Here is a 20,317-nt window from a genome sequence, read left to right on the forward strand (position 1 = left end):
TGTGATTAAGTTTTTTATTCTAATGTTTTGTTTTTTAAGTGTTCAAGATGAGCCTGTGCTATCTTGGAATACTTCTCGTAAATTATCTTGGGTAGATTTTAAAGCAAAACCAGATAACAGTTCTAGTGCTGTAGCTATTACAGCATCTGGAATAACATTTGGTTATTCTATTAAAAAATCTAGTACTAAAGTTTTGAGTTTTACTTCGGAAGTTTATGCTTATTTCTATCCAGAAGATTCATGGTATAAAACGGAGCAAGTAAATGATCATATTTTAGGGCATGAACAATTACATTTTGATATTACTGAGTTATATGCTCGTAAATTTAGACAGCGTATTAGTAGATTAAAAGTATCGAATAACGTTAAAAAAGAATTACAAGGTATTCATAACACTATTAATAAAGAGGTTTCGCTGATGCAAGATAATTATGATGATGAAACAAACTATTCTAGAAATATCGAAGCACAAGCTAAATGGAAACTATATATAAGAACTGAACTAAAAAAGCTTTCGAAATACAAATCTGTAAATTAAACCTATGTTACCAGATAAACAATTTTTAATAGATTTAGCACATACAAAAATGCCTTTTGGTAAGTATAAAGACCGTTATTTAATTGATTTACCAGAGTATTATGTGATATGGTATCACAGTAAAGGTTTTCCTAAAGGAAAATTAGGAGATATGCTAAAACAGGTTTATGATTTGAAATTAAACGGTTTAGAAGAGTTGATTTGGAACATAAGAAGGCAGTATCCTAAATAGAAATTTTTATTAGGGCTTTTCTTTTTTATTATTTTTGAGTTGCTCTTGAATTTCTCTTATTTTATAACTGTCCTCTTCGTTAGTTATTAGTTGATTTTTTATTTTTAATTCCTCCTTTTTCACACTACTTTCAGCTTCTTCAAGCTCATTATGTTTTAAATCACTATAATATTCAATATTTCTTTTTGTTATATTTTCTATAACGTTTTCATTTTTAGCAAATCTTATTATCCAATTATTTTTAGAATCATATTCGTACTCGTAAGTTATTGTGTTTAATAATAAACCACCAGGATTTAATTTGAGTAAACTAGAAACATAATTATAGGAATTATATCTTTTAATAAATATATTTTCAATAGTGTTATCTATAGGAGTATAAGTTATCTCTTTTATACAATTTCCTTTTTTATCATAGAAATATTTTGTTCTTCCGTTATATGATCCATCCTCAGTTTCATAAGCGATTTCTATAATGTTGTTTTTATCATTATAAATAAATATTTTTTTTGTGGTAACTAGATCTATATTGATAGAAGTCATTTCTGAAAGCCTGTTTTTTAAATCATAAAGAAAAACTAAAGATTTGTTGTGCTTTTTTACTACAAAATTATTTTTAACATAATTAAAATGTTTTGACTTAAGCTTTTTCATTTCAGAATCTAACAGATATTCTGTTTTACCTATTAATAGACCGATACTGTCATATTCGTGGTATTCTGTTTCGTAACCTTTTTCATTAAAGAATCGTTTGTAGATCGGGAAATTATCTATGCTTTCTTTATAATTATTAACATTACTATTGGTTTGAGATACAGTATTAGCTTTAGTATCTAAATGAAACTCTTGAATAGACTTAATCGAGCCATTAAGTTTACTTATTTGTAAATCTATAATTGGGTTTTCTTGGGCTATACAGTAAGCTTGAAAGAATAGCAGCGAGAGTAGGATTATGTTTTTCATTTTAATCTTAAAATATAATTTGGGGTTATATGAAAATTAATTGATTTTTGGCGAATTTCGGTAATATTTCTAACACATTCAATATTTTATAAAAAAAATAAAGGAATATGATAATAACAGCTTATATAGAAGACTAAAAGGATTTAAGAAAAGCAAGTATAGTTAATGTTAGTTAAAATGATATTAATTTATAATGATAGAGTAACTTATAAGAAAAAGGCAGTAATTTTTAATTACTGCCTTTTAGGTATTTGTTAATATCTATTTTTAGATATGAAATTATTTTTTATTGAAATATATTTTTATGATATCATCACCATCAGTTTCTGTAATTACTAATTGTCCTGAAATAACCTCTACTATTACTTTTGCAAAATATACTTCTCCATTTTCAAACTCTTCATTTTTTGATGAATCTATAAAATCTTCACGTTTAAAATCGATTACAGTCAAAGTTTTGTCATCTTCATTATATGTCCAATTTCCTGAAAACTTCTCATTCTCTTTTTTTATTTCAGTATCATATGTTACCGTACAACTTGCTTCAGATTCACTATAATTTAAAGATTGAAACTCGTCATTATAAATTTCATAATAAGTACCATCTTCATTTAAAACAAAAGTCCATTCTTCTTTTATGATCTTATCATAATTAGCCTCAATCGTGTCTTCATTATCACAAGTAATAGTAGTGGAATTGTTATTATTATCATCTTCTCTGTCAAATACCCATTCTCCAACAATAGATGTGTTACCACCCCAAGAGTTAATGGTTACACATATGGTTTGGATTTGACTAATATTATTTGATGCATCGTATAAGCAAATATCATAACAAAAATTACCTACAGGAACGTGTGTGTCAAAACTTACTTTTATAGTATCATTTTCTTCATCTTCTTTAGCCTTGTTTGTAGTGGATCTATCAACTTTTTTGCTTTTAGCAGAAGATTTGCCACTTTTAGAGCCTCCTTCATTATTAAATGCTGAGGCTGGAACATCTAAATAATCACTAGCATTATTACCATCAGTATCCTTTAATACAATATAAGCTCCAGCAATATTATCATTTGAAGCGAATTGAATATTAAAACCAGAATTTAAAAAAGCATCTTGATTAGTTGTGCTAATTTGAAAATCTAAATTGCTATTAGGTGCAGGTGGTGTGCCTTGATTTTTCACAGCTCCTTCAATAGATACACCTTGTTCAATTGTTGTTAATGGAATTTTCACAGTTCCTGTTTCTTCTTCTTTTGAGCCAGAATTCGAATCATCATTACTACTGCATGATGTAAATGTAAGTGTAGTAAAAACTGTTAAAATAAAAAGTAGATTAAGTTTTTTCATAAAAAATAATTTTTGTTGAATTTAAAAAAAGCAAATGTAGTTTATGTTAATTAACAGTACAATTATTCTAATAAATAAAATCTTATAAATACTATATGTAAATAGAATTTCCCTTACTCAAATTACTGTTAACAAATCTCTTCAAATAACTAAAAAACTATTCTTTAATAACTATTTTAATTTTGTAAATTTGCCTGCGTTTATAAGCGCAACATGACAAATACAACAAAATATATATTTGTAACCGGTGGGGTTACTTCTTCTTTAGGAAAAGGGATAATAGCAGCATCACTTGCAAAGCTATTACAAGGGCAAGGTTATAGAGTAACTATCCAAAAATTAGATCCATACATTAATGTAGATCCAGGAACTTTAAATCCATATGAGCATGGAGAATGCTATGTTACAGAGGATGGAGCTGAAACCGATTTGGATTTAGGTCACTATGAGCGTTTTTTAAACGTTCCAACAAGCCAAGCCAATAATGTAACAACAGGCCGTATTTACCAAAGTGTAATCCAAAAAGAACGTCGCGGAGAGTTTTTAGGAAAAACGGTGCAAGTTGTACCTCATATTACTAATGAAATCAAACGTCGTGTTCAAATTTTAGGAAAATCTGGCGATTATGATATTGTAATTACCGAAATAGGAGGAACTGTTGGTGATATCGAATCTTTACCTTATATAGAAGCCGTACGTCAACTACGTTGGGATTTAGGAGAAAATAATGGTGTTGTTATTCATTTAACATTAGTACCGTATTTATCTGCAGCAGGAGAGTTAAAAACTAAACCAACACAGCATAGTGTAAAAACACTTATGGAAAGTGGTGTGCAAGCAGATATCTTGGTATGTAGAACAGAGCATAATTTACCAAAAGACTTGCGTAGAAAGTTGGCATTATTCTGTAATGTAAAAGAAGAAGCAGTTATACAATCTATAGATGCTTCTACTATTTATGATGTACCAAATTTAATGTTGGAAGAAGGCTTAGATAAAGTAGTACTTAAAAAGTTAGGATTAAAAAATTCTACACCAGATATATCTATTTGGAATAAATTTGTACATCGCCATAAAAACCCAAAAACTGAAGTAACTATTGGTTTAATTGGGAAGTATGTAGAATTACAAGATTCTTATAAGTCTATACTTGAAGCATTTATTCATGCAGGAGCAGAGAATGAGGTAAAGGTAAAGGTTGAGTCTGTGCATTCAGAGTATTTAAATGAAGATAATATTAAACTAAAATTAGGCCATCTAGATGGTGTTTTAGTGGCACCTGGTTTTGGAGAAAGAGGTATTGAAGGTAAAATAACAGCAGTAAAGTTTGTTCGTGAAAATAATATTCCATTCTTAGGAATTTGTTTAGGAATGCAAATGGCAGTTATTGAGTTTGCACGTAATGTTTTAGAAATTAAAGATGCAGATTCTGCCGAAATGAATGCAAATACAAGCAATCCTGTTATTGATTTAATGGAAGATCAAAAATCTGTTACAGATAAAGGAGGTACTATGCGATTAGGAGCTTGGGCATGTGAGTTAAAGGAAGGAAGTATAGTGTATGATTTATATAATACTAAAAGTATTAAAGAACGTCATAGACACCGTTATGAGTTTAATAGTAATTATAAAGAACAAATGGATGCTGCAGGTATGGTAGCCACAGGACTAAATCCAGACACAGGCTTGGTAGAGATTGTCGAAGTATCCAATCATCCATGGTTTGTTGGGGTACAGTATCACCCAGAATATAAAAGTACTGTAGCTAACCCACACCCATTATTTGTGGCATTTATAAAAGCAGCTTTAAAGAAAAAAAGTAAAAAATAATGCCACTATGGCATAAAGTTAATATTGGATAGTTATTTGATATGCTATTTGTTATTCTTATGTATATGAGGATATTAATATTACTACATTAATTATAATTGACCAGTTTATTAAATAATACATGGAAGAAAAAAAATTAGATATTAATTCGATTATAGGTTTTGTACTTATTTTCGGAATATTGGCTTATATGCTTTGGCAAAATGCACCATCTCCAGAAGAGTTGGAAGCACAGGAAAAAGCAAAGCAAGAACAAGTAGAGGTCGAAAAGAAAGCTATAAATAAAGAGCAAACAAAAGTAACCACAGTAGAAGATTTTGTATTAGGTTCTGCAGGCGATTCTCTTCAACAAATAGCGTTAAAGAATAAATATGGAGCGCTTGCTTATGCTTTCACAATATCAAAAACATCAGATAAGGAAACTGTAGTTGAAAGTGATTTATTAGCTTTAAAGTTTAGTAATCTGGGAGGAGCTCTTTCTGAAGTTAAATTAAAGAAGTTCGTAGATTATAATTCAAATCCTATTTATCTAGTAAAAGATAATAATGCGTCCTTTAATATTAATTTTGGAACAACAGATAGTAGAATTCGTAATACTAAAGATTTACCTTTTCAACCATCGGTAACAAAAAACGGTGATGTTACAGTTATTTCAATGAAATTAAAGGTTTCTGAAAGTAAATTTTTAGAGTACCGTTATGAGTTGAAAGATGGTGATTATATGATGAATTTCACTATTCGCTCTCAAGGATTAAGTAATGTTATTAATGGATCTCAAGCTATTAATTTAGATTGGAATTTAAAAGGGTATAGACATGCCAAAAGTATTTCTTACGAAAATAGATATACAGATATTCATTACGATTACGAAGGAGGTAAAGATGATTATACAGGACCAAGAGAAGCTGATGAAGAGATCGAAGATGTTGCTTGGATTGGTTATAAACAACATTTCTTTACTTCTGTATTATTAACAGATTCACGTTTTAAAAAGGTACATATTAAAGCTGAAAACTTAGTAGATGATGAAGTAATAGATACCGTTTATACAAAAAGTTTTGCAGCTAGTATACCATTAGAGTTACAAGGAGGAGAGATAAACCAATCTATGGATTGGTATTATGGACCAAGTGATTTTAAAGTATTGAATGCTTACGACAGAAACTTAGATGAGATCGTACCATTTGGTTGGGGAATTTTTGGTTGGATAAACCGTTATATTTTCATGCCATTATTTACCTTTTTAGGTGGTTTTTTACCGTATGGTATAGCTATTATAGTTATGACAGTTTTAATTAAACTGTTGTTATCTTTTGTGCAATACAAACAATTCTTATCTCAAGCTAAGTTAAAAATCTTGAAACCAGAATTAGATGCTATTCGTGAAAAGCATAAAGACAATAAAATGAAGGCACAGCAAGAAACTATGGCATTGCAAACAAAAGCAGGAGCGAGCCCTATGGCAGGGTGTTTACCAGCTTTAATACAATTGCCTGTATTTTATTCGTTGTTTCAATTTTTTCCTTCGGCTTTCGATTTAAGACAGAAACCTTTCCTTTGGGCAGATGATTTATCATCTTATGATGTTATTGCTAACATACCATTCAATATCCCATTTTATGGAAATCACGTAAGTTTATTTCCAATATTGGCATCTATAGCTATATTCTTTTATATGCGTTTAACTACTGGTCAACAAGTTAATACACAACCACAGCAAGAAGGTATGCCAGATATGGGGAAAATGATGAAATACATGATGTATTTCTCTCCAATAATGATGTTGTTTTTCTTTAATAATTATGCATCAGGATTGAGTTTATATTATTTCATCTCAAACTTAATTAGTATAGGTATTATTTTAGTCATTAAAAATTATATTCTTGATGAGGATAAGATTCATGCTCAAATTCAAGAAAATAAAAAGAAACCTAAAAAACAAAATAAGTTTCAAGCCCGTATGCAAGAAATGATGGAACAGGCCGAAAAACAAAAACAAGCTCAAGCACAGCAAAAGAAACGTAAATAAATACGTTGAATAATACTTGAATTTTTAAAAAGCTGTCAATTTTGTTTGACAGCTTTTTTGTTATATTTAAATTGATTTGTATAGTTGAATTAGTATGGTATACAATTTGAGTTTATTTTTATCGTTTATTTTTTTATTCATAGAAAATCAAAATTCATTATTATAAAGTATAGAGATATGAAATTTTCAAAATCAATATTAGTTTTATTTTTATTAGCACATGTTATTACTTTAGCACAAGATGTTAACCAATTTGATAAAAATAACAAGCGTCATGGTATTTGGAAAAAGAATTTTAAGAATACTAATATATTAAGATATGAAGGTGAGTTTTTACATGGTAAAGAAATAGGACTGTTTAAGTTTTATAAAAAAATTAGAAAGAAAGCTATTCTAACGGCAACAAAGCAGTTTAATGAAAATAATAATATAGCGGAAGTAAAGTTTTTTACAAGTCGAGGTAAGCTTATTAGTGAAGGCCAAATGGATGGCAAAACGTATATAGGTACTTGGAAGTATTATCAAAAAAGATCAGATAAACTTTTAACTTTAGAGCATTTTAATAAATTAGGTGAATTAGATGGAGAACGTTTAGTATACTATCCAAATGGAGTAATAGCTGAAAAACAAAATTATCTAAATGGAAAATTAGATGGAGTTTCTTTTAATTATTCGCAAAATAAAGTTTTGATAAAAGAATTCATTTATAAGAATGGAGAATTACATGGTCATTCTAAATTTTATAATGCCATAGGGGAGTTAATTACAGAGGGCGTATACAAAAGAGGGAAAAAGCATGGTATATGGAAGTATTATGAAAATGGTAAATTAATTGAAGAAAAAGATTTTTCATATAAACGAAAATAAAATAAAGCCCCTTAATATTAAGGAGCTTTTTCTTATAGATTATTTTTTAATTACGACTATAAAAAACATCTACAATTAACAAACTAACCAAATTGTGTTTTAAGGAGAACTTGGTGTTGCTACTTTATTTATAATATGAATAATACCATTACTCGCCTGTACATCTACAAAAACTATTCCTATATCAGAATTTCCAGATCCATCAGTTAAACCTGCAACATTATTACCTATCCCTGGTAAAGTTATTGTAAGATTATCACCATGTAAACTAGAAGCATTAGTATCATCATTAGGTATTAAGTTTCCAGAAGAAATATTTCCAGAAACGACATGATGTAATAATATTTGAGTTAATTCAGGTTCTGCTGGTATTGCAGATAAAGCATCAAAAGCAGAATTTAATGGAGCAAAAACAGTAAAGGGAGGATTTATATTATCATTATTGCCTCCAGTTGTTCTTGATAATATTTCAGCGAAATTAGTTCCTGGAGTTAATGTTGTTAACGCATTAACTAAAGTACTAAAATTAGGGTCTGCTGTAGCAAATGTTACAATAGTTGGAATATCTATTACAGCATTTACAATATGAATTATACCATTAGTAGCATCAACATTAGGAGTCACAACACTGGATGTTCCATTTATAGTTAAGCCACTAGTAGTATTTAGGTATAAACTTAAATTTAAGTTTGTATTAGAATATGTGGCAAGTGTTTTACCATAACCTGTAAATATATTTGATGATGGAAATTCACCGTCAATAACGTGATTTAATAATACCTGCGTTAAGATATCTATAGGAACATCATCAATAGAAGCGAAATTATTAGCACTCAAAAAAGTGTCGAAAGCATCATTAGTAGGAGCAAATACGGTAAATTGTTGTGAACCATCAAGCGTAGTAACTAAATTGGCACGCTGTAAAGCAGATACTAATTTACTTAAATTAGGAGTGTTAGAAGCTAATTCAGCTATAGTTTGGGTGGCTCTTTGGATATTGTCATCATCATCATTATTACAAGAAAAAAGTAATAATACTGTAGCAAAGGCAAGGGTTAATCTTTTTAAATAATCTAAAGTTTTCATAATTAAATATTTTTTGTTTAATAAAAATACAAAATAATTAAACAAAATAAAAATAATACATTTTTTATTTGCTGAAAATCAATGTTATAGGTGTTTTTATATATTTGAAGTCTCTTTTTAAATTCATAAATTTCTTTAAATATGCGTATCTTTGTGAACTAATTTTTTATAATGAAACGAGTTATTATTGGGCTTTCAGGAGGTGTAGATTCTAGTGTTGCTGCTTATTTGTTAAAAGAGCAAGGTTATGAAGTTATAGGTTTGTTTATGAAAAACTGGCACGATGATTCTGTGACCATATCCAATGAATGTCCTTGGTTGGATGATAGTAATGATGCCATGCTAGTTGCTGAAAAATTAGGAATCCCTTTTCAAACCGTTGATTTAAGTGAACAATATAAAGAACGTATAGTAGATTATATGTTTCATGAATATAAAAAAGGAAGAACACCAAACCCAGATGTACTTTGTAATAGAGAAATAAAGTTTGATGTTTTTATGAATATTGCTTTAGAACTTGGAGCAGATTATGTAGCAACAGGGCATTACTGTAGAAAAGGAACAATTCAAAATGAAGGGCAAGAAACGTATCAACTATTAGCAGGTGTCGATGGTAATAAAGATCAATCTTATTTTTTATGTCAACTATCTCAAAAACAATTAGCAAAATCTTTATTTCCTATAGGTGAATTAACAAAACCAGAAGTACGTGAGATTGCAGCTAAATTGGATTTAGTTACTGCAGAAAAGAAAGATTCTCAAGGACTTTGTTTTATTGGAAAGGTTAAATTACCAGATTTTCTTCAGCAACAATTAAAACCAAAAGAAGGCATTATTGTAGAAATCCCTAAAGAACAAGAGATTTACAATTACGTTAAAACAGAATTCGAGTCTGAAGAAGATAAATTAAGATATTTATCACGCAAAGTCGATTATAAAATTGATCAAGGAAAGATAGTAGGTAAACACCAAGGTGCTCATTATTTTACAAAAGGACAACGTAAAGGATTGGGTGTAGGAGGTACTGTAGAGCCTTTATTTGTAATTGATACAAATGTTAATGAAAATGTAATATATGCAGGACAAGGTAAAGAGCATCCAGGCTTATTAAAACGAGCTTTATTTATAACTAATGAGGAATTACATTGGGTTAGAGAAGATTTAACATTAAAAGTGGATGAAACGATGCAAGTACAAGCTAGAATTCGATATAGACAACAACTAGAAAATGCTACGTTGTATAAAGTAGATAGTGGCTTGTATATTGAATTTGAAAATTTTCAATCGGCTATAGCAGAAGGACAATTTGCTGCATGGTATTTAAATAAAGAGCTTATAGGTTCGGGAGTAATTTCGTAGATTTGTAATAAAAATCTTCGTATTATGAAAAAAGGAATATTATTATTACTACTATTAGGTATTATTCAGTTTAAAGTATTTGCTCAACAAGATGCATGGGTCTACTTAACAGATAAAGAAAATGTTGAAGCTTTAATAGCTAATCCGCTTAATATAATCACCCAAAAGGCAATTGACAGAAAGAATAACCATAGCATTTCTATTGATGAACGAGATGTTCCTGTAAATGAAAATTATATAGCACAACTTAAAAACGCTACAGGTATAACTGTTATGGCTAAATCTAAATGGTTTAATGCTGTGCATGTTAGGGGCAATCAAATAGATATAGAAGCACTTAATAGTCTTGGTTTTATCGATAGAATAGACTTTGCTGATAAGAGTTTGAATGTAAATAGTAAAAGTGCAGAAAAGAAAAGAAATTTTAGATCTCAAAAAAAGTTTAAGCTAGAAAGTACTTTAAAAACATTTAATTATGGAAATGCTTTTAACCAAATAGAGATGTTTAATGGCGATGATTTACATGTTGCAAATTATACAGGATCTGGTATAACGATTGCAGTTTTAGATGGAGGTTATCTGAATGTAAATGTGATGACATCTTTTAAAAGGCTAAGAGATGCTGGAAACATAAAAGGAAGTTACGATTTTGTAAATAGAGATATTGATGTTTATACAAATGCGAAAAGTAGCCATGGTACATTAGTATTAAGTAATATGGCTGGTTTTGTACAAGATGAATATGTCGGTACGGCTCCAGATGCTTCTTATTATTTATTTATAACTGAAGACGCAATCAATGAAAATCCTGTAGAAGAAAGTTATTGGGTAGAAGCAGTAGAAAGAGCAGATAGTTTAGGAGTAGATATTATTAACTCTTCTTTAGGGTATACAACTTATGATAATTCTAATTATAGCTATACACCAGCAGATATGAATGGAAATACAGCTTACATAACTAAAGGGGCAAATATAGCATTCGAAAAAGGTATGCTTATAGTCAATTCTGCTGGAAATTCAGGGAATGATACTTGGGGTACAGTTGGTGCGCCTGCAGATGCCTCGGGGGTTTTAAGTATTGGAGCTGTTACTGCTAGTGGAAATTATGCTTCTTTTAGTTCAAGAGGTACTGCAATTCAGTCTACTCAAAAGCCAGATGTAGTAGCACAAGGAGCAGCTAATTACGCCATAACAGAAAAAGATGAGATTAAGACATTTAATGGGACATCTTTTAGTTCTCCAACTATAGCAGGAGGTATAGCTTGTTTATGGGAAGCTTTACCTAATAAAACGAATGCAGAAATTATGCAATTGGTTAGAGAGTCTGCCTCTCAATATACAACACCAGATTACTTTCTGGGGTACGGTATACCAGATTTAGAAAAATCATTAAATTTGGCATTATCAACAGAAGCCAATGATTTTAAAAGTATTGCATTTGATTTATTTCCGAATCCAGTTAAAGAAACAATTCACGTTAAAACACCTTTAAATGAAGCAGTAATTGCATTACGTCTTTTTGATATTTTAGGAAATGAGATTAATACTTTTTTAATTTCAAATGAGAATAATACAATTAACATGAGTTTATTACCAAAAGGTATTTACATAGCCAAGGTAGAAATTAAAGGTATATCAAAAACATTTAAACTAGTAAAAGAATAGTATATGGATAATCGAATTACTAAATTATTCAATATAAAATATCCAATAATTCAGGCAGGAATGATTTGGAATAGCGGTTGGAAACTTGCTTCGGCATGTAGTAATTCGGGAATTTTAGGTTTAATAGGAGCAGGGTCCATGTATCCTGAAGTATTGAGAGAACATATACAGAAATGCAAAAAAGCAACAAAAAAGCCTTTTGGTGTTAATGTACCTATGCTATATCCTAAGATTCAAGAAATCATGGATATTATTGTAGAAGAAGGCGTGAAAATTGTATTCACATCTGCAGGAAATCCAAAAACATGGACTTCATGGTTAAAAGAAAGAGGTATTACCGTTGTGCATGTAGTAAGCAGTGTTAAATTTGCTTTAAAAGCTCAAGAGGCAGGTGTTGATGCTATTGTAGCAGAAGGCTTTGAAGCTGGAGGACATAATGGGAGAGATGAAACGACAACATTGACACTTATACCTATGGTTAAAGAACAAATACACATTCCATTAATTGCTGCTGGAGGTATTGCTACAGGAAAAGCTATGTTAGCAACTATGATTTTAGGAGCAGACGGTGTTCAAATTGGAAGTCGGTTTGTAACAAGTGAAGAAAGTTCTGCACATTTAACATTTAAACAATTAGTTGTAGATGTTAAAGAAGGGGAGACGCAATTAACCCTTAAAGAATTAGCTCCAGTTAGATTAATTAAAAATAAATTTTTTAATAACATTCAAGAACTTTATAAAAAAGCGCCAACGCCAGAACAGTTAAAAACATTATTAGGCAGAGCACGTGCCAAAAAAGGTATGTTTGAAGGCGACTTGGATGAAGGCGAATTGGAAATAGGTCAAGTTTCAGGGCTCATTCATGATATAAAACCTGTTCTAGAAATTGTCACTGATTTGGTTGAAGAGTTTGAAGAAGCTAAAAAGATGACTTCAAGTTTATAGTGTATTTTTCTTAAACTTAATTACATATATTAATATATACTAAAAGGAGGAAAAGTAATTTTTCCTCCTTAATATTGAAACCTCAACTAAAAATTTTTGTATCCCTATAAAATAAAAGCTAAATGTTTCTAATATACTTTTTAAAGCACAGCTAATGTATGAAAATTCTGTATATAATAATATGCTATTTATTGTTTATTTTAAGAAATTAAAAGAATGTTATAAAATTGGTATAAACTATAGCTAAAGTTTACTTTTGCATCATGCAATTAAGTAACTATACTAAAGAGTTTAAATACAATTGGCAATTGGCAGCCCCGGTAATGTTAGGTATGTTAGGGCATACCTTTGTTAGTTTTATAGACAATATTATGGTTGGACAAATAGGAACAGCTGAATTAGCAGCAGTTTCTTTAGGTAATAGTTTTGTATTTATTGCTATGTCTTTTGGTATTGGTTTTTCTACAGCTATAACACCATTAATAGCAGAAGCAGATGCAGCAAAGGATTTTTTGAAAGGAAAATCATCTTTTAAGCACGGTCTGTTCTTATGTTCCGTTTTAGGTATATTACTTTTTTTAATAGTATTTCTAGCAAAACCATTAATGTATTTAATGAAACAACCTATAGAAGTTGTTGGGTTAGCAATACCATATTTAAATTTAGTAGCATGTTCGTTAATTCCTTTAATTATTTTTCAAGGATTTAAACAATTTAGTGACGGCATGTCTATGACTAAGCTTCCCATGTATTCAACCATATTAGGAAATGTTATAAATATAGCCTTAAACTACGTATTAATTTTTGGAAAGTTTGGATTTTCAGAAATGGGCATTCTAGGTGCGGCTTATGGTACTTTAATATCTCGAATTATTATGGTTTGGCATTTGTGGTTTTTATTACGAGCTAAAGAAAAAACAAAAGCTTTTGTAACTCATATTAAGTTTTTTGTTTTAGATAAGTTAATGTTGAAAAAGCTTATTGATTTAGGAACACCAAGCGCTATGCAAATGTTTTTTGAAGTAGCCATATTTACTGCAGCAGTATGGCTTAGTGGCTTATTAGGTAAAAACCCGCAAGCAGCAAATCAAATAGCATTAAATTTATCATCCATGACATTTATGATAGCCATGGGCTTAAGTGTTGCAGCTATGATTCGTGTTGGTAATCAAAAAGGATTAAAAACTTATCTTGAATTACGTCGCATTGCATATTCATTATTTTTAATGGCAATTATTTTTGCCATTGGTTTTGCTATTATTTTCTTTGTGTTTCATGAGCAGTTACCAAAAATCTATGTAGATTTTGATGACGCTAAAAACCTTGTTGATAATACAGAAGTGATTAGTATCGCCTCAAAGTTGTTAATTGCTGCTGCGATTTATCAAATTAGTGATAGTATACAAGTATTGGTTCTAGGAGCTTTGCGTGGATTACAAGATGTTAAAATCCCAACCATAATTACCTTTATTTCGTATTGGTTAATAGGTTTTCCAGTAAGTTGGTTTTTAGGAAAAGAAGATGTTTATGGAAGTTTTGGTATTTGGTTAGGGCTATTAGCTGGTCTAACTACAGCAGCTATTTTATTGTATATTCGATTTAATTATTTGACAAAAAAACTTATTAGAGAAAACATTAGTATTAATTTATAAGTCTATATGAAATTATTACAAAGTATTGATAAGATATTAGCATCTTTAGGGAATATTAAAGCTATGGAACGTACGCATGTAGATACTTATACCGAAGATTTAATAAGGAATATAGAAGGAAAGAAAATAGCAGAATCTAAGTATGGACAGCTTTTAGTGTCTTTTCAAAACGTGTCGATTTATAAATTTCTTAATGTTGCTATTTTGAGTGGCTCAAACGTAAAGACATTTAATGGATGTAGCCTTATATTTGTAAACAATAAGAAGGAAACCATATTATGGTCTGATACTAAAGAAATAGAATCAGATTATTCTAACGTATCAAATAGATGGCTCACAAAAATTAGTTTTGTTGTTAGTGAAGCCGAAGAAAAAATGATAGTAGAACAAAAGTTTGATAAAGTATTTCTTAATTATAAGAAGAAATCTTTACCAATGAATAAATGTAATTAATATATTTAAAGTTAAAAATGACACTTCCAAAATTTATATTAGGAGATAATACAGATTATCCAAATGCTATTTTTGTAATTCATACGGAATTTCCAAGATTTATTATTAATCTTGAAGATGACGACGTAGAGTGGTTTGAAGACTTTGATGCCGAAGATGAGAAGGAACTTAAAATCGAAACCGAAAATGCTATAAAGCTAGCGACCGAATTTTATGATAAAGAAATAGCAAAATATGAAGATTAGTTGATTTAAGTGAACCAACTAAGTTATTTATTGTCATAAATACCTATATACGAGTACAACGAGAATAACATCAAAAGAATATAAATGATTGATCAAATTTTAAATTACGATACCGATTTATTTTTATTTTTAAACAATTTAGGAACACCTGCTTGGGATAATTTATGGTTGATTATTACACATAAGCTTACGTTTGTTCCTTTATATGCAATTTTATTATTTTTGCTTTATAGAAAGTATGGATTAAAATCGTTGTTGGTTTTTGTAGTTGTAGTAGCCTTAATGATTACATTCACAGACCAAATAACAAATATTTTTAAGAGAGGCTTTCAGCGTCCAAGACCATGTGGTGAAGCAGACTTAATAGATCAAATGCGCTTTATAGCTGTGCGCTGTGGGAAGTATGGCTTCTTTTCGGGACATTCATCAAATTCAATGGCAGCAGCAGTTTTCGCAGGTTTAATGCTTAAATCCCATTATAAAAATTTAATATTCATTCTATTACTTTGGAGTGCTATTGTTGCTTATAGTAGAATATATGTAGGTGTACATTACCCGCTAGATATAGTATGTGGGCTTACTTTTGGAGCTATTTCAGGTTTTATTTTCTATAAGTTAGCGAAGTATCTTTTAAATAAGTTTGTCTCTACTATTATTTAGTAAATATATTATTGTTTTTAAATATTATAGATTTTATTTTTTATAGCATAAATAACTAAACCTATTCTGTTTTTTACTTGAAGTTTATAGAATAAAGTGTCTCTGTATCCATCTATGGTTTTAGGGCTTAAAAACATTCTTTCTGCAATTTCTTTATATGTTAATTCTGTGCAAACCAGTTTAATGAACTCTATTTCTCTTTCTTTTAAATGAGTTTTATTATTTTGATAGTCATCATTTAATGTATTTACAAGCAATTTCGCAACATCTCGCGTGTGGTAAAACCCTTTGTCTAAAACTTCATGTAAAGCAGTTTCTAAAATGTTTTTTTCTACATCTTTAAGTAAATAGCCTTTAGCTCCAGCTTTTAACATTTTAATAATGATATCTTCATTTTCTTCTACAGAAAGCGCAAGAACATTAATACTAGGGTAATTATTAGTTAAGTGTAGTGTTGTTTCTATACCATTCATTATTGGCATATTTACATCCATAAGAACAATGTCAGGTTGTTTAGCATTCGATTTTAATTTATCTACTAGTTCTTGTCCATTTTTACATAAATACAGTACATTAAAATCATTAAAAGAATTAACTAAGCTACTTATAGCTTGAGATAATAATACGTGATCTTCAACAATAACTATTGTGCGGGCTTCCATATAAAATTGTTAATAACACCAAATATGTTTCAAAATGGTTGATTAAGAAATTGAATTATTAAGGTATAAAATTAAAGTTTAACTACAGATTATGTTTTTAATAATTAAAAATTTGTACTTAACTTGATTAAGAAAACTATTTGTATTGATTATTTTGAAATGTCTTTGGTATAAGGGTATGATAAATATAACTTAGTTCCTTCGTTAATGGCAGATTCAATATTAATTTTAGCACCAATAAGTTGTGCTCTTTTTTCAATATTTAATAAGCCTATTCCAGAATCCTCAGGATTATTTTTTATATTAAACCCTTTGCCATTATCTTCGGCAATAATATTAACTTCATTTTTATCAAAATTAATCATTATTTTTAAATGACTAGCATTGGCGTGTTTAATAGTGTTAGAAAAGAATTCTTGAAGAATTCTAAAAAAAACAACTTCTACTTCATGATTAATTATTTTTTCTTTACCAGTTATTATTAGTTCAGCTTCAATATATTGTAGTCTGTTAAAGCGATCTAACTCTTGTTGTATAGCTTTAGTTAAAGAGGTGTTTTTTAAGGCTTCAGGGTTTATGGCACGTGATAAGGTCCTTACTTCTTTTAAGCTTTTGTCTAAAGACTCTTTAATGTCTTCAATACTGGCACCACTTTGTAATTGTATTTTAGCTAATGTTATAAGTTGACCAATATTATCGTGTAATTCCCAGCTAATATTTCTAAACGTTTCTTCTCTAATTTCAATTTGCATTTTAGAAATTTCTTGCTCAAAATGCTGTTCATTTACTTTTTGTTCTAGGAGTAGTGCATTTTTTCGTTTTTGAAAAATAACAAATAGTATAATCAATATTATACATAAAAATACCAATGTGAATACGGCTACTAATATTGCTTGTCCTTCTCGCTGCATATAAAACCTATAATAAAACAAATATTCATAATAATACTTAAAATACTTTCTGCTATAAAAATATTTTCAAAATTTGGAATTTCCTCATAATAGTTACGCATAATTCTAGTTGGTATTTTTCCAATATGGTAGAGTAATAATCCAATACTTATCCAAAAGAGTAAATTTTTATCCACATACAAAACTTTATTTGTATTTAAAATTTCTGTAAAATAAAACGCTATAGCCATGATTAGAAAAAATGCAGCAATTAAGAAGGGGATAGTTATTAATTGGTTAAAATAATTCTGTAAAAACATATTTCCAAAAAAGGAAATTATATATATAATTAAAAAGTATTTAATATATGTTTTATGATTATTATTCTTTACATATCTTTTAAAGTGGATGAATAAAAAAGAAAAATTTATTAAATGATATATATTATATATTATGAGATTGTATGTGAACCCCATTTTTCTTATGTATAGTCCTAAAAATTCATTTATTACTACATACCATAATATTATAAGAAAGTATTTTAAGCAGGTGTGTTTATACTTATAAAAATATATTGTACCAATGATAGCAGTAAGAAGATCTATATATTTTACAGAACTTCTTAAGCTTTCATAAGTAATATTGATCATCATAAACAATCGTTTTTGGTTAATTTTGTAGAATTTGGAATAAAGATAAATTTAAAATCCTATTAAACGGCTTCTCATAGAAAATAGATTTGTAATGCTTATTTAATTATTTCTTGGAGGAGGACTTGCTTCACTTTCATTATATACAAGACTAGTTATTGCGTTATTTAATGCTGTTGAAGAAAATAGCCTTGATATATTAAGGCTAAAGTTACCTTCTTGTTGGTTAGATTTAAGGTATGGATTGAGCCTTTCTTTTTTGTTATAATCGAGCATTAATTCATCCATGGCTACAAAATTCCCTTTAATAGGGTTTCCTCCTTTTTCATATTCAATATAAAAAGGAATATGGTTCATATTGTTGTGTTTAGGGTCTTGTTTCTCAGACTTCATAGTTGGAACCATAAAAAAAGTTTGCTGATTAGGGAATTTTTCATGCTTATTTGAATAGGCACCATAATACAATCGTATACCTGTAACATTATAAGAAGGGTTTGTTTTTTGCACTTTTTCAATATAGGCTATATATTCTTTAATTTCATCTAAACTGTACCAAACAAATTTGGTGTCTATAAAAGATGAATCGTTGTAAAGTCTTCTTAAATGTGGCTCGATTAATTTAGTTCGGTTTTTATGATATTCTTTAAATAAATCGATGCCTTTATTAATAGGAATGATTTTTTTTGGTGCGGCATATGTTGGATTGTTTCCATCATCTGTATGCGGTTCTTTATCTTTACAAAATTTAACTATAATTAATAGTAACATGACTACTAATAGGATAACAAGATAGGGTTTGTTTTTTTTCATGATTAATTGATATTAATTTGATTATAAAATTACATTATATACTAATACAGACAACGTATTTGATAATTATGTTAAAATAAATTAAGTTTAATTTATTTAAAATCAATTAATTATGATTTATATTCCATGTTTTTACTAGATAAAAAGGGTGTTTTTCCCCTTATTGTATTTTGTAAATTAGATTAATTAACCTATATACTAAGTGGTATTATTGTATAAATAACTGCTTAGGACATGAGAAAAATTGCTAATTTCATTTAAGTAGATAAATTGATGAAATTTTGAACCAAAGATTATCATGAAATTATAAATTAGGTCATTCTTTATTTTTAATAACTAACCATTCAATATATATTAATTTCAGTTATGTTATAGAAGACGATATATTTGATTAAAAAAGAAAAAGCATGAAAATTTTATTTAAAGTAAATGTGTTTTTATTAATTATTTTACTTGTAGGCTGCAGTTAATTTTGATGAATCTAAATTTGAAAATATTACCTGCAATGGGTTCGGTACAATTTTTTGAAATAGGACATGTTATTAATAATACGATTACATCGAAAATCCATAGAAGAGTATTCACTATTTAGTTCAGTAATAAAAGAAAGTGAGCCAATAGAAGACGCATTAAAAATTACAGGTTTTAAGTCAATCCTGTCCTAAATAAATTTTGCACTTGATGCTTACTATAATTTGTATAATTCAACTGAAAAAAAGTGGGTCGTATCTGTTCAACATACTCTTGAGGCTAAAGGAAAATTATCTGGTAGTCGTTTAAATTTTTATACTATAGATATGGCTTTACCAACTCAAAAAATGTTTCATTTAACAGGTGTGGCAGCCGACTTTACAAAATCATTAAACTACTATTTTAATAAAGATTATCATAAAAATCAACTTTCTGCTTATGCTGCTCTTGAGCATTCAAAAAAAGCTTTAAAAATAGAAAAGGTGATTGAACAAAATGGATCGGGGAAATTCAAAGATTGGTATCGTTGGAATGAAACTGCCTTGATCTGGAAAATTGAAAACGTATTAAAAAATTATATTAGTCACATAAAAGACCTTGAGTATTTTAATTTAAAATATCACAATCGCAATTCAAAAACCTCAGGTATTCAATATAAATATCAAAACGAACTAATCTATATGGAAAATGCAAATAGAGAAGTTTAAAGAATATAGTCAAACTAAAACTGTAATGAACCAAAATGATAACTTCTATTTAGATAAAGATGAACCAAATAAAAGTTGTTTGCTCACTTTACGTAACATTATTATAAATCAAGATAAAAATATAACTGAAACAAAAAAATATGGAATGCCTTGTTTCTGTTATAAAACAAAAACATTCTGTTATCTATGGATTGATAAAAAAACCGATGAACCTTATATTCTTTTTGTTGAAGGACAATATATTGACCACCCAAAA

At 28.8% G+C, this 20,317-nt stretch carries 21 protein-coding genes; 14 read left to right on the forward strand and 7 right to left on the reverse strand.

Going from position 1 to position 20,317, the window contains the following annotated elements; genetic code table 11:
- Positions 1-22 precede the first annotated feature (22 nt).
- Together A8C32_RS11400 and A8C32_RS11405 are read left to right on the forward strand one after the other, a co-directional pair.
- Entirely contained in the window at positions 23-538 is a 516-nt protein-coding gene (locus tag A8C32_RS11400; RefSeq protein ID WP_069830558.1) for a DUF922 domain-containing protein, read from the forward strand.
- A gap of 4 nt (positions 539-542) precedes the next feature.
- Entirely contained in the window at positions 543-770 is a 228-nt protein-coding gene (locus tag A8C32_RS11405; RefSeq protein WP_069830559.1) for a DUF3820 family protein, read from the forward strand.
- Between the two features lie 9 nt (positions 771-779).
- On the opposite strand, the gene A8C32_RS11410 is transcribed toward A8C32_RS11405, so the two are convergent.
- Positions 780-1,733 (reverse strand): hypothetical protein, encoded by a 954-nt coding sequence (locus tag A8C32_RS11410; protein ID WP_069830560.1) that lies wholly within the window; start codon positions 1,731-1,733, stop codon positions 780-782.
- A gap of 279 nt (positions 1,734-2,012) precedes the next feature.
- Positions 2,013-3,080, reverse strand: coding sequence for a hypothetical protein (locus A8C32_RS11415; RefSeq protein ID WP_069830561.1), 1,068 nt, complete (start codon positions 3,078-3,080; stop codon positions 2,013-2,015).
- A gap of 213 nt (positions 3,081-3,293) precedes the next feature.
- Between A8C32_RS11415 and pyrG the strand changes: the two genes are divergently transcribed.
- The 3 genes from pyrG to A8C32_RS11430 all read left to right on the forward strand — a co-directional run bounded on the left by pyrG (position 3,294) and on the right by A8C32_RS11430 (position 7,806).
- On the forward strand, positions 3,294-4,910 hold the full coding sequence (pyrG, locus tag A8C32_RS11420; RefSeq protein ID WP_069830562.1) for a CTP synthase: 1,617 nt from the start codon (positions 3,294-3,296) through the stop codon (positions 4,908-4,910).
- 121 nt (positions 4,911-5,031) lie between these two features.
- Positions 5,032-6,939, forward strand: a complete 1,908-nt coding sequence (gene yidC, locus A8C32_RS11425) for a membrane protein insertase YidC (protein WP_069830563.1) — start codon at positions 5,032-5,034, stop codon at positions 6,937-6,939.
- Positions 6,940-7,116: 177 nt separating this feature from the next.
- Complete coding sequence (locus tag A8C32_RS11430; RefSeq protein ID WP_069830564.1) at positions 7,117-7,806, forward strand: toxin-antitoxin system YwqK family antitoxin; 690 nt, start codon at positions 7,117-7,119, stop codon at positions 7,804-7,806.
- 99 nt (positions 7,807-7,905) lie between these two features.
- On the opposite strand, the gene A8C32_RS11435 is transcribed toward A8C32_RS11430, so the two are convergent.
- Positions 7,906-8,892: a fasciclin domain-containing protein gene (locus A8C32_RS11435; RefSeq protein ID WP_069830565.1), complete on the reverse strand. Its 987-nt coding sequence runs from the start codon at positions 8,890-8,892 to the stop codon at positions 7,906-7,908.
- A gap of 171 nt (positions 8,893-9,063) precedes the next feature.
- On the opposite strand from A8C32_RS11435, the gene mnmA reads away from it, so the two are divergent.
- The 7 genes from mnmA (at position 9,064) to A8C32_RS11470 (ending at position 15,871) form a co-directional block, all read left to right on the forward strand.
- Positions 9,064-10,251 (forward strand): tRNA 2-thiouridine(34) synthase MnmA, encoded by a 1,188-nt coding sequence (mnmA, locus tag A8C32_RS11440; protein ID WP_069830566.1) that lies wholly within the window; start codon positions 9,064-9,066, stop codon positions 10,249-10,251.
- A 24-nt stretch (positions 10,252-10,275) separates the two neighbouring features.
- Positions 10,276-11,916, forward strand: a complete 1,641-nt coding sequence (locus A8C32_RS11445) for a S8 family serine peptidase (RefSeq protein ID WP_069830567.1) — start codon at positions 10,276-10,278, stop codon at positions 11,914-11,916.
- Between the two features lie 3 nt (positions 11,917-11,919).
- Positions 11,920-12,861, forward strand: coding sequence for an NAD(P)H-dependent flavin oxidoreductase (locus A8C32_RS11450; protein ID WP_069830568.1), 942 nt, complete (start codon positions 11,920-11,922; stop codon positions 12,859-12,861).
- A 263-nt stretch (positions 12,862-13,124) separates the two neighbouring features.
- Positions 13,125-14,513, forward strand: coding sequence for an MATE family efflux transporter (locus A8C32_RS11455; protein WP_069830569.1), 1,389 nt, complete (start codon positions 13,125-13,127; stop codon positions 14,511-14,513).
- A gap of 6 nt (positions 14,514-14,519) precedes the next feature.
- The gene (locus A8C32_RS11460) at positions 14,520-14,966 is read left to right on the forward strand and encodes a hypothetical protein (protein WP_069830570.1); all 447 of its coding nucleotides are present in this window, start codon (positions 14,520-14,522) and stop codon (positions 14,964-14,966) included.
- A 17-nt stretch (positions 14,967-14,983) separates the two neighbouring features.
- Positions 14,984-15,211: a DUF8828 family protein gene (locus tag A8C32_RS11465; RefSeq protein ID WP_069830571.1), complete on the forward strand. Its 228-nt coding sequence runs from the start codon at positions 14,984-14,986 to the stop codon at positions 15,209-15,211.
- An 84-nt stretch (positions 15,212-15,295) separates the two neighbouring features.
- On the forward strand, positions 15,296-15,871 hold the full coding sequence (locus A8C32_RS11470; protein WP_069830572.1) for a phosphatase PAP2 family protein: 576 nt from the start codon (positions 15,296-15,298) through the stop codon (positions 15,869-15,871).
- Between the two features lie 17 nt (positions 15,872-15,888).
- Here the strand turns inward: A8C32_RS11470 and A8C32_RS11475 are convergent, their stop codons facing one another.
- The 4 genes from A8C32_RS11475 to A8C32_RS11490 all read right to left on the reverse strand — a co-directional run bounded on the left by A8C32_RS11475 (position 15,889) and on the right by A8C32_RS11490 (position 18,883).
- Positions 15,889-16,533, reverse strand: coding sequence for a response regulator transcription factor (locus A8C32_RS11475; protein ID WP_069830573.1), 645 nt, complete (start codon positions 16,531-16,533; stop codon positions 15,889-15,891).
- 149 nt (positions 16,534-16,682) lie between these two features.
- Positions 16,683-17,444 (reverse strand): sensor histidine kinase, encoded by a 762-nt coding sequence (locus A8C32_RS11480; protein ID WP_069830574.1) that lies wholly within the window; start codon positions 17,442-17,444, stop codon positions 16,683-16,685.
- Positions 17,417-17,674 carry a hypothetical protein gene (locus tag A8C32_RS20660; RefSeq protein ID WP_165605831.1) on the reverse strand — a complete coding sequence of 86 codons (258 nt, stop codon included), beginning with the start codon at positions 17,672-17,674 and terminating at the stop codon, positions 17,417-17,419. Before A8C32_RS20660 ends, A8C32_RS11480 begins: the two co-directional genes overlap by 28 nt.
- 501 nt (positions 17,675-18,175) lie before the next feature.
- On the reverse strand, positions 18,176-18,883 hold the full coding sequence (locus tag A8C32_RS11490) for a hypothetical protein (RefSeq protein ID WP_069830576.1): 708 nt from the start codon (positions 18,881-18,883) through the stop codon (positions 18,176-18,178).
- Positions 18,884-19,578: 695 nt separating this feature from the next.
- Here A8C32_RS11490 and A8C32_RS11495 point away from each other — a divergent pair.
- Positions 19,579-20,061, forward strand: coding sequence for a hypothetical protein (locus A8C32_RS11495; protein ID WP_069830577.1), 483 nt, complete (start codon positions 19,579-19,581; stop codon positions 20,059-20,061).
- The coding region (locus tag A8C32_RS11500) for a DUF1801 domain-containing protein (RefSeq protein ID WP_240491734.1) at positions 20,042-20,317 on the forward strand (276 nt) is incomplete at its 3' end. The genes A8C32_RS11495 and A8C32_RS11500, both read left to right, overlap by 20 nt.

It is taken from the genome of Flavivirga aquatica (assembly GCF_001747085.1).
Taxonomy (GTDB): domain Bacteria; phylum Bacteroidota; class Bacteroidia; order Flavobacteriales; family Flavobacteriaceae; genus Algibacter_C; species Algibacter_C aquatica.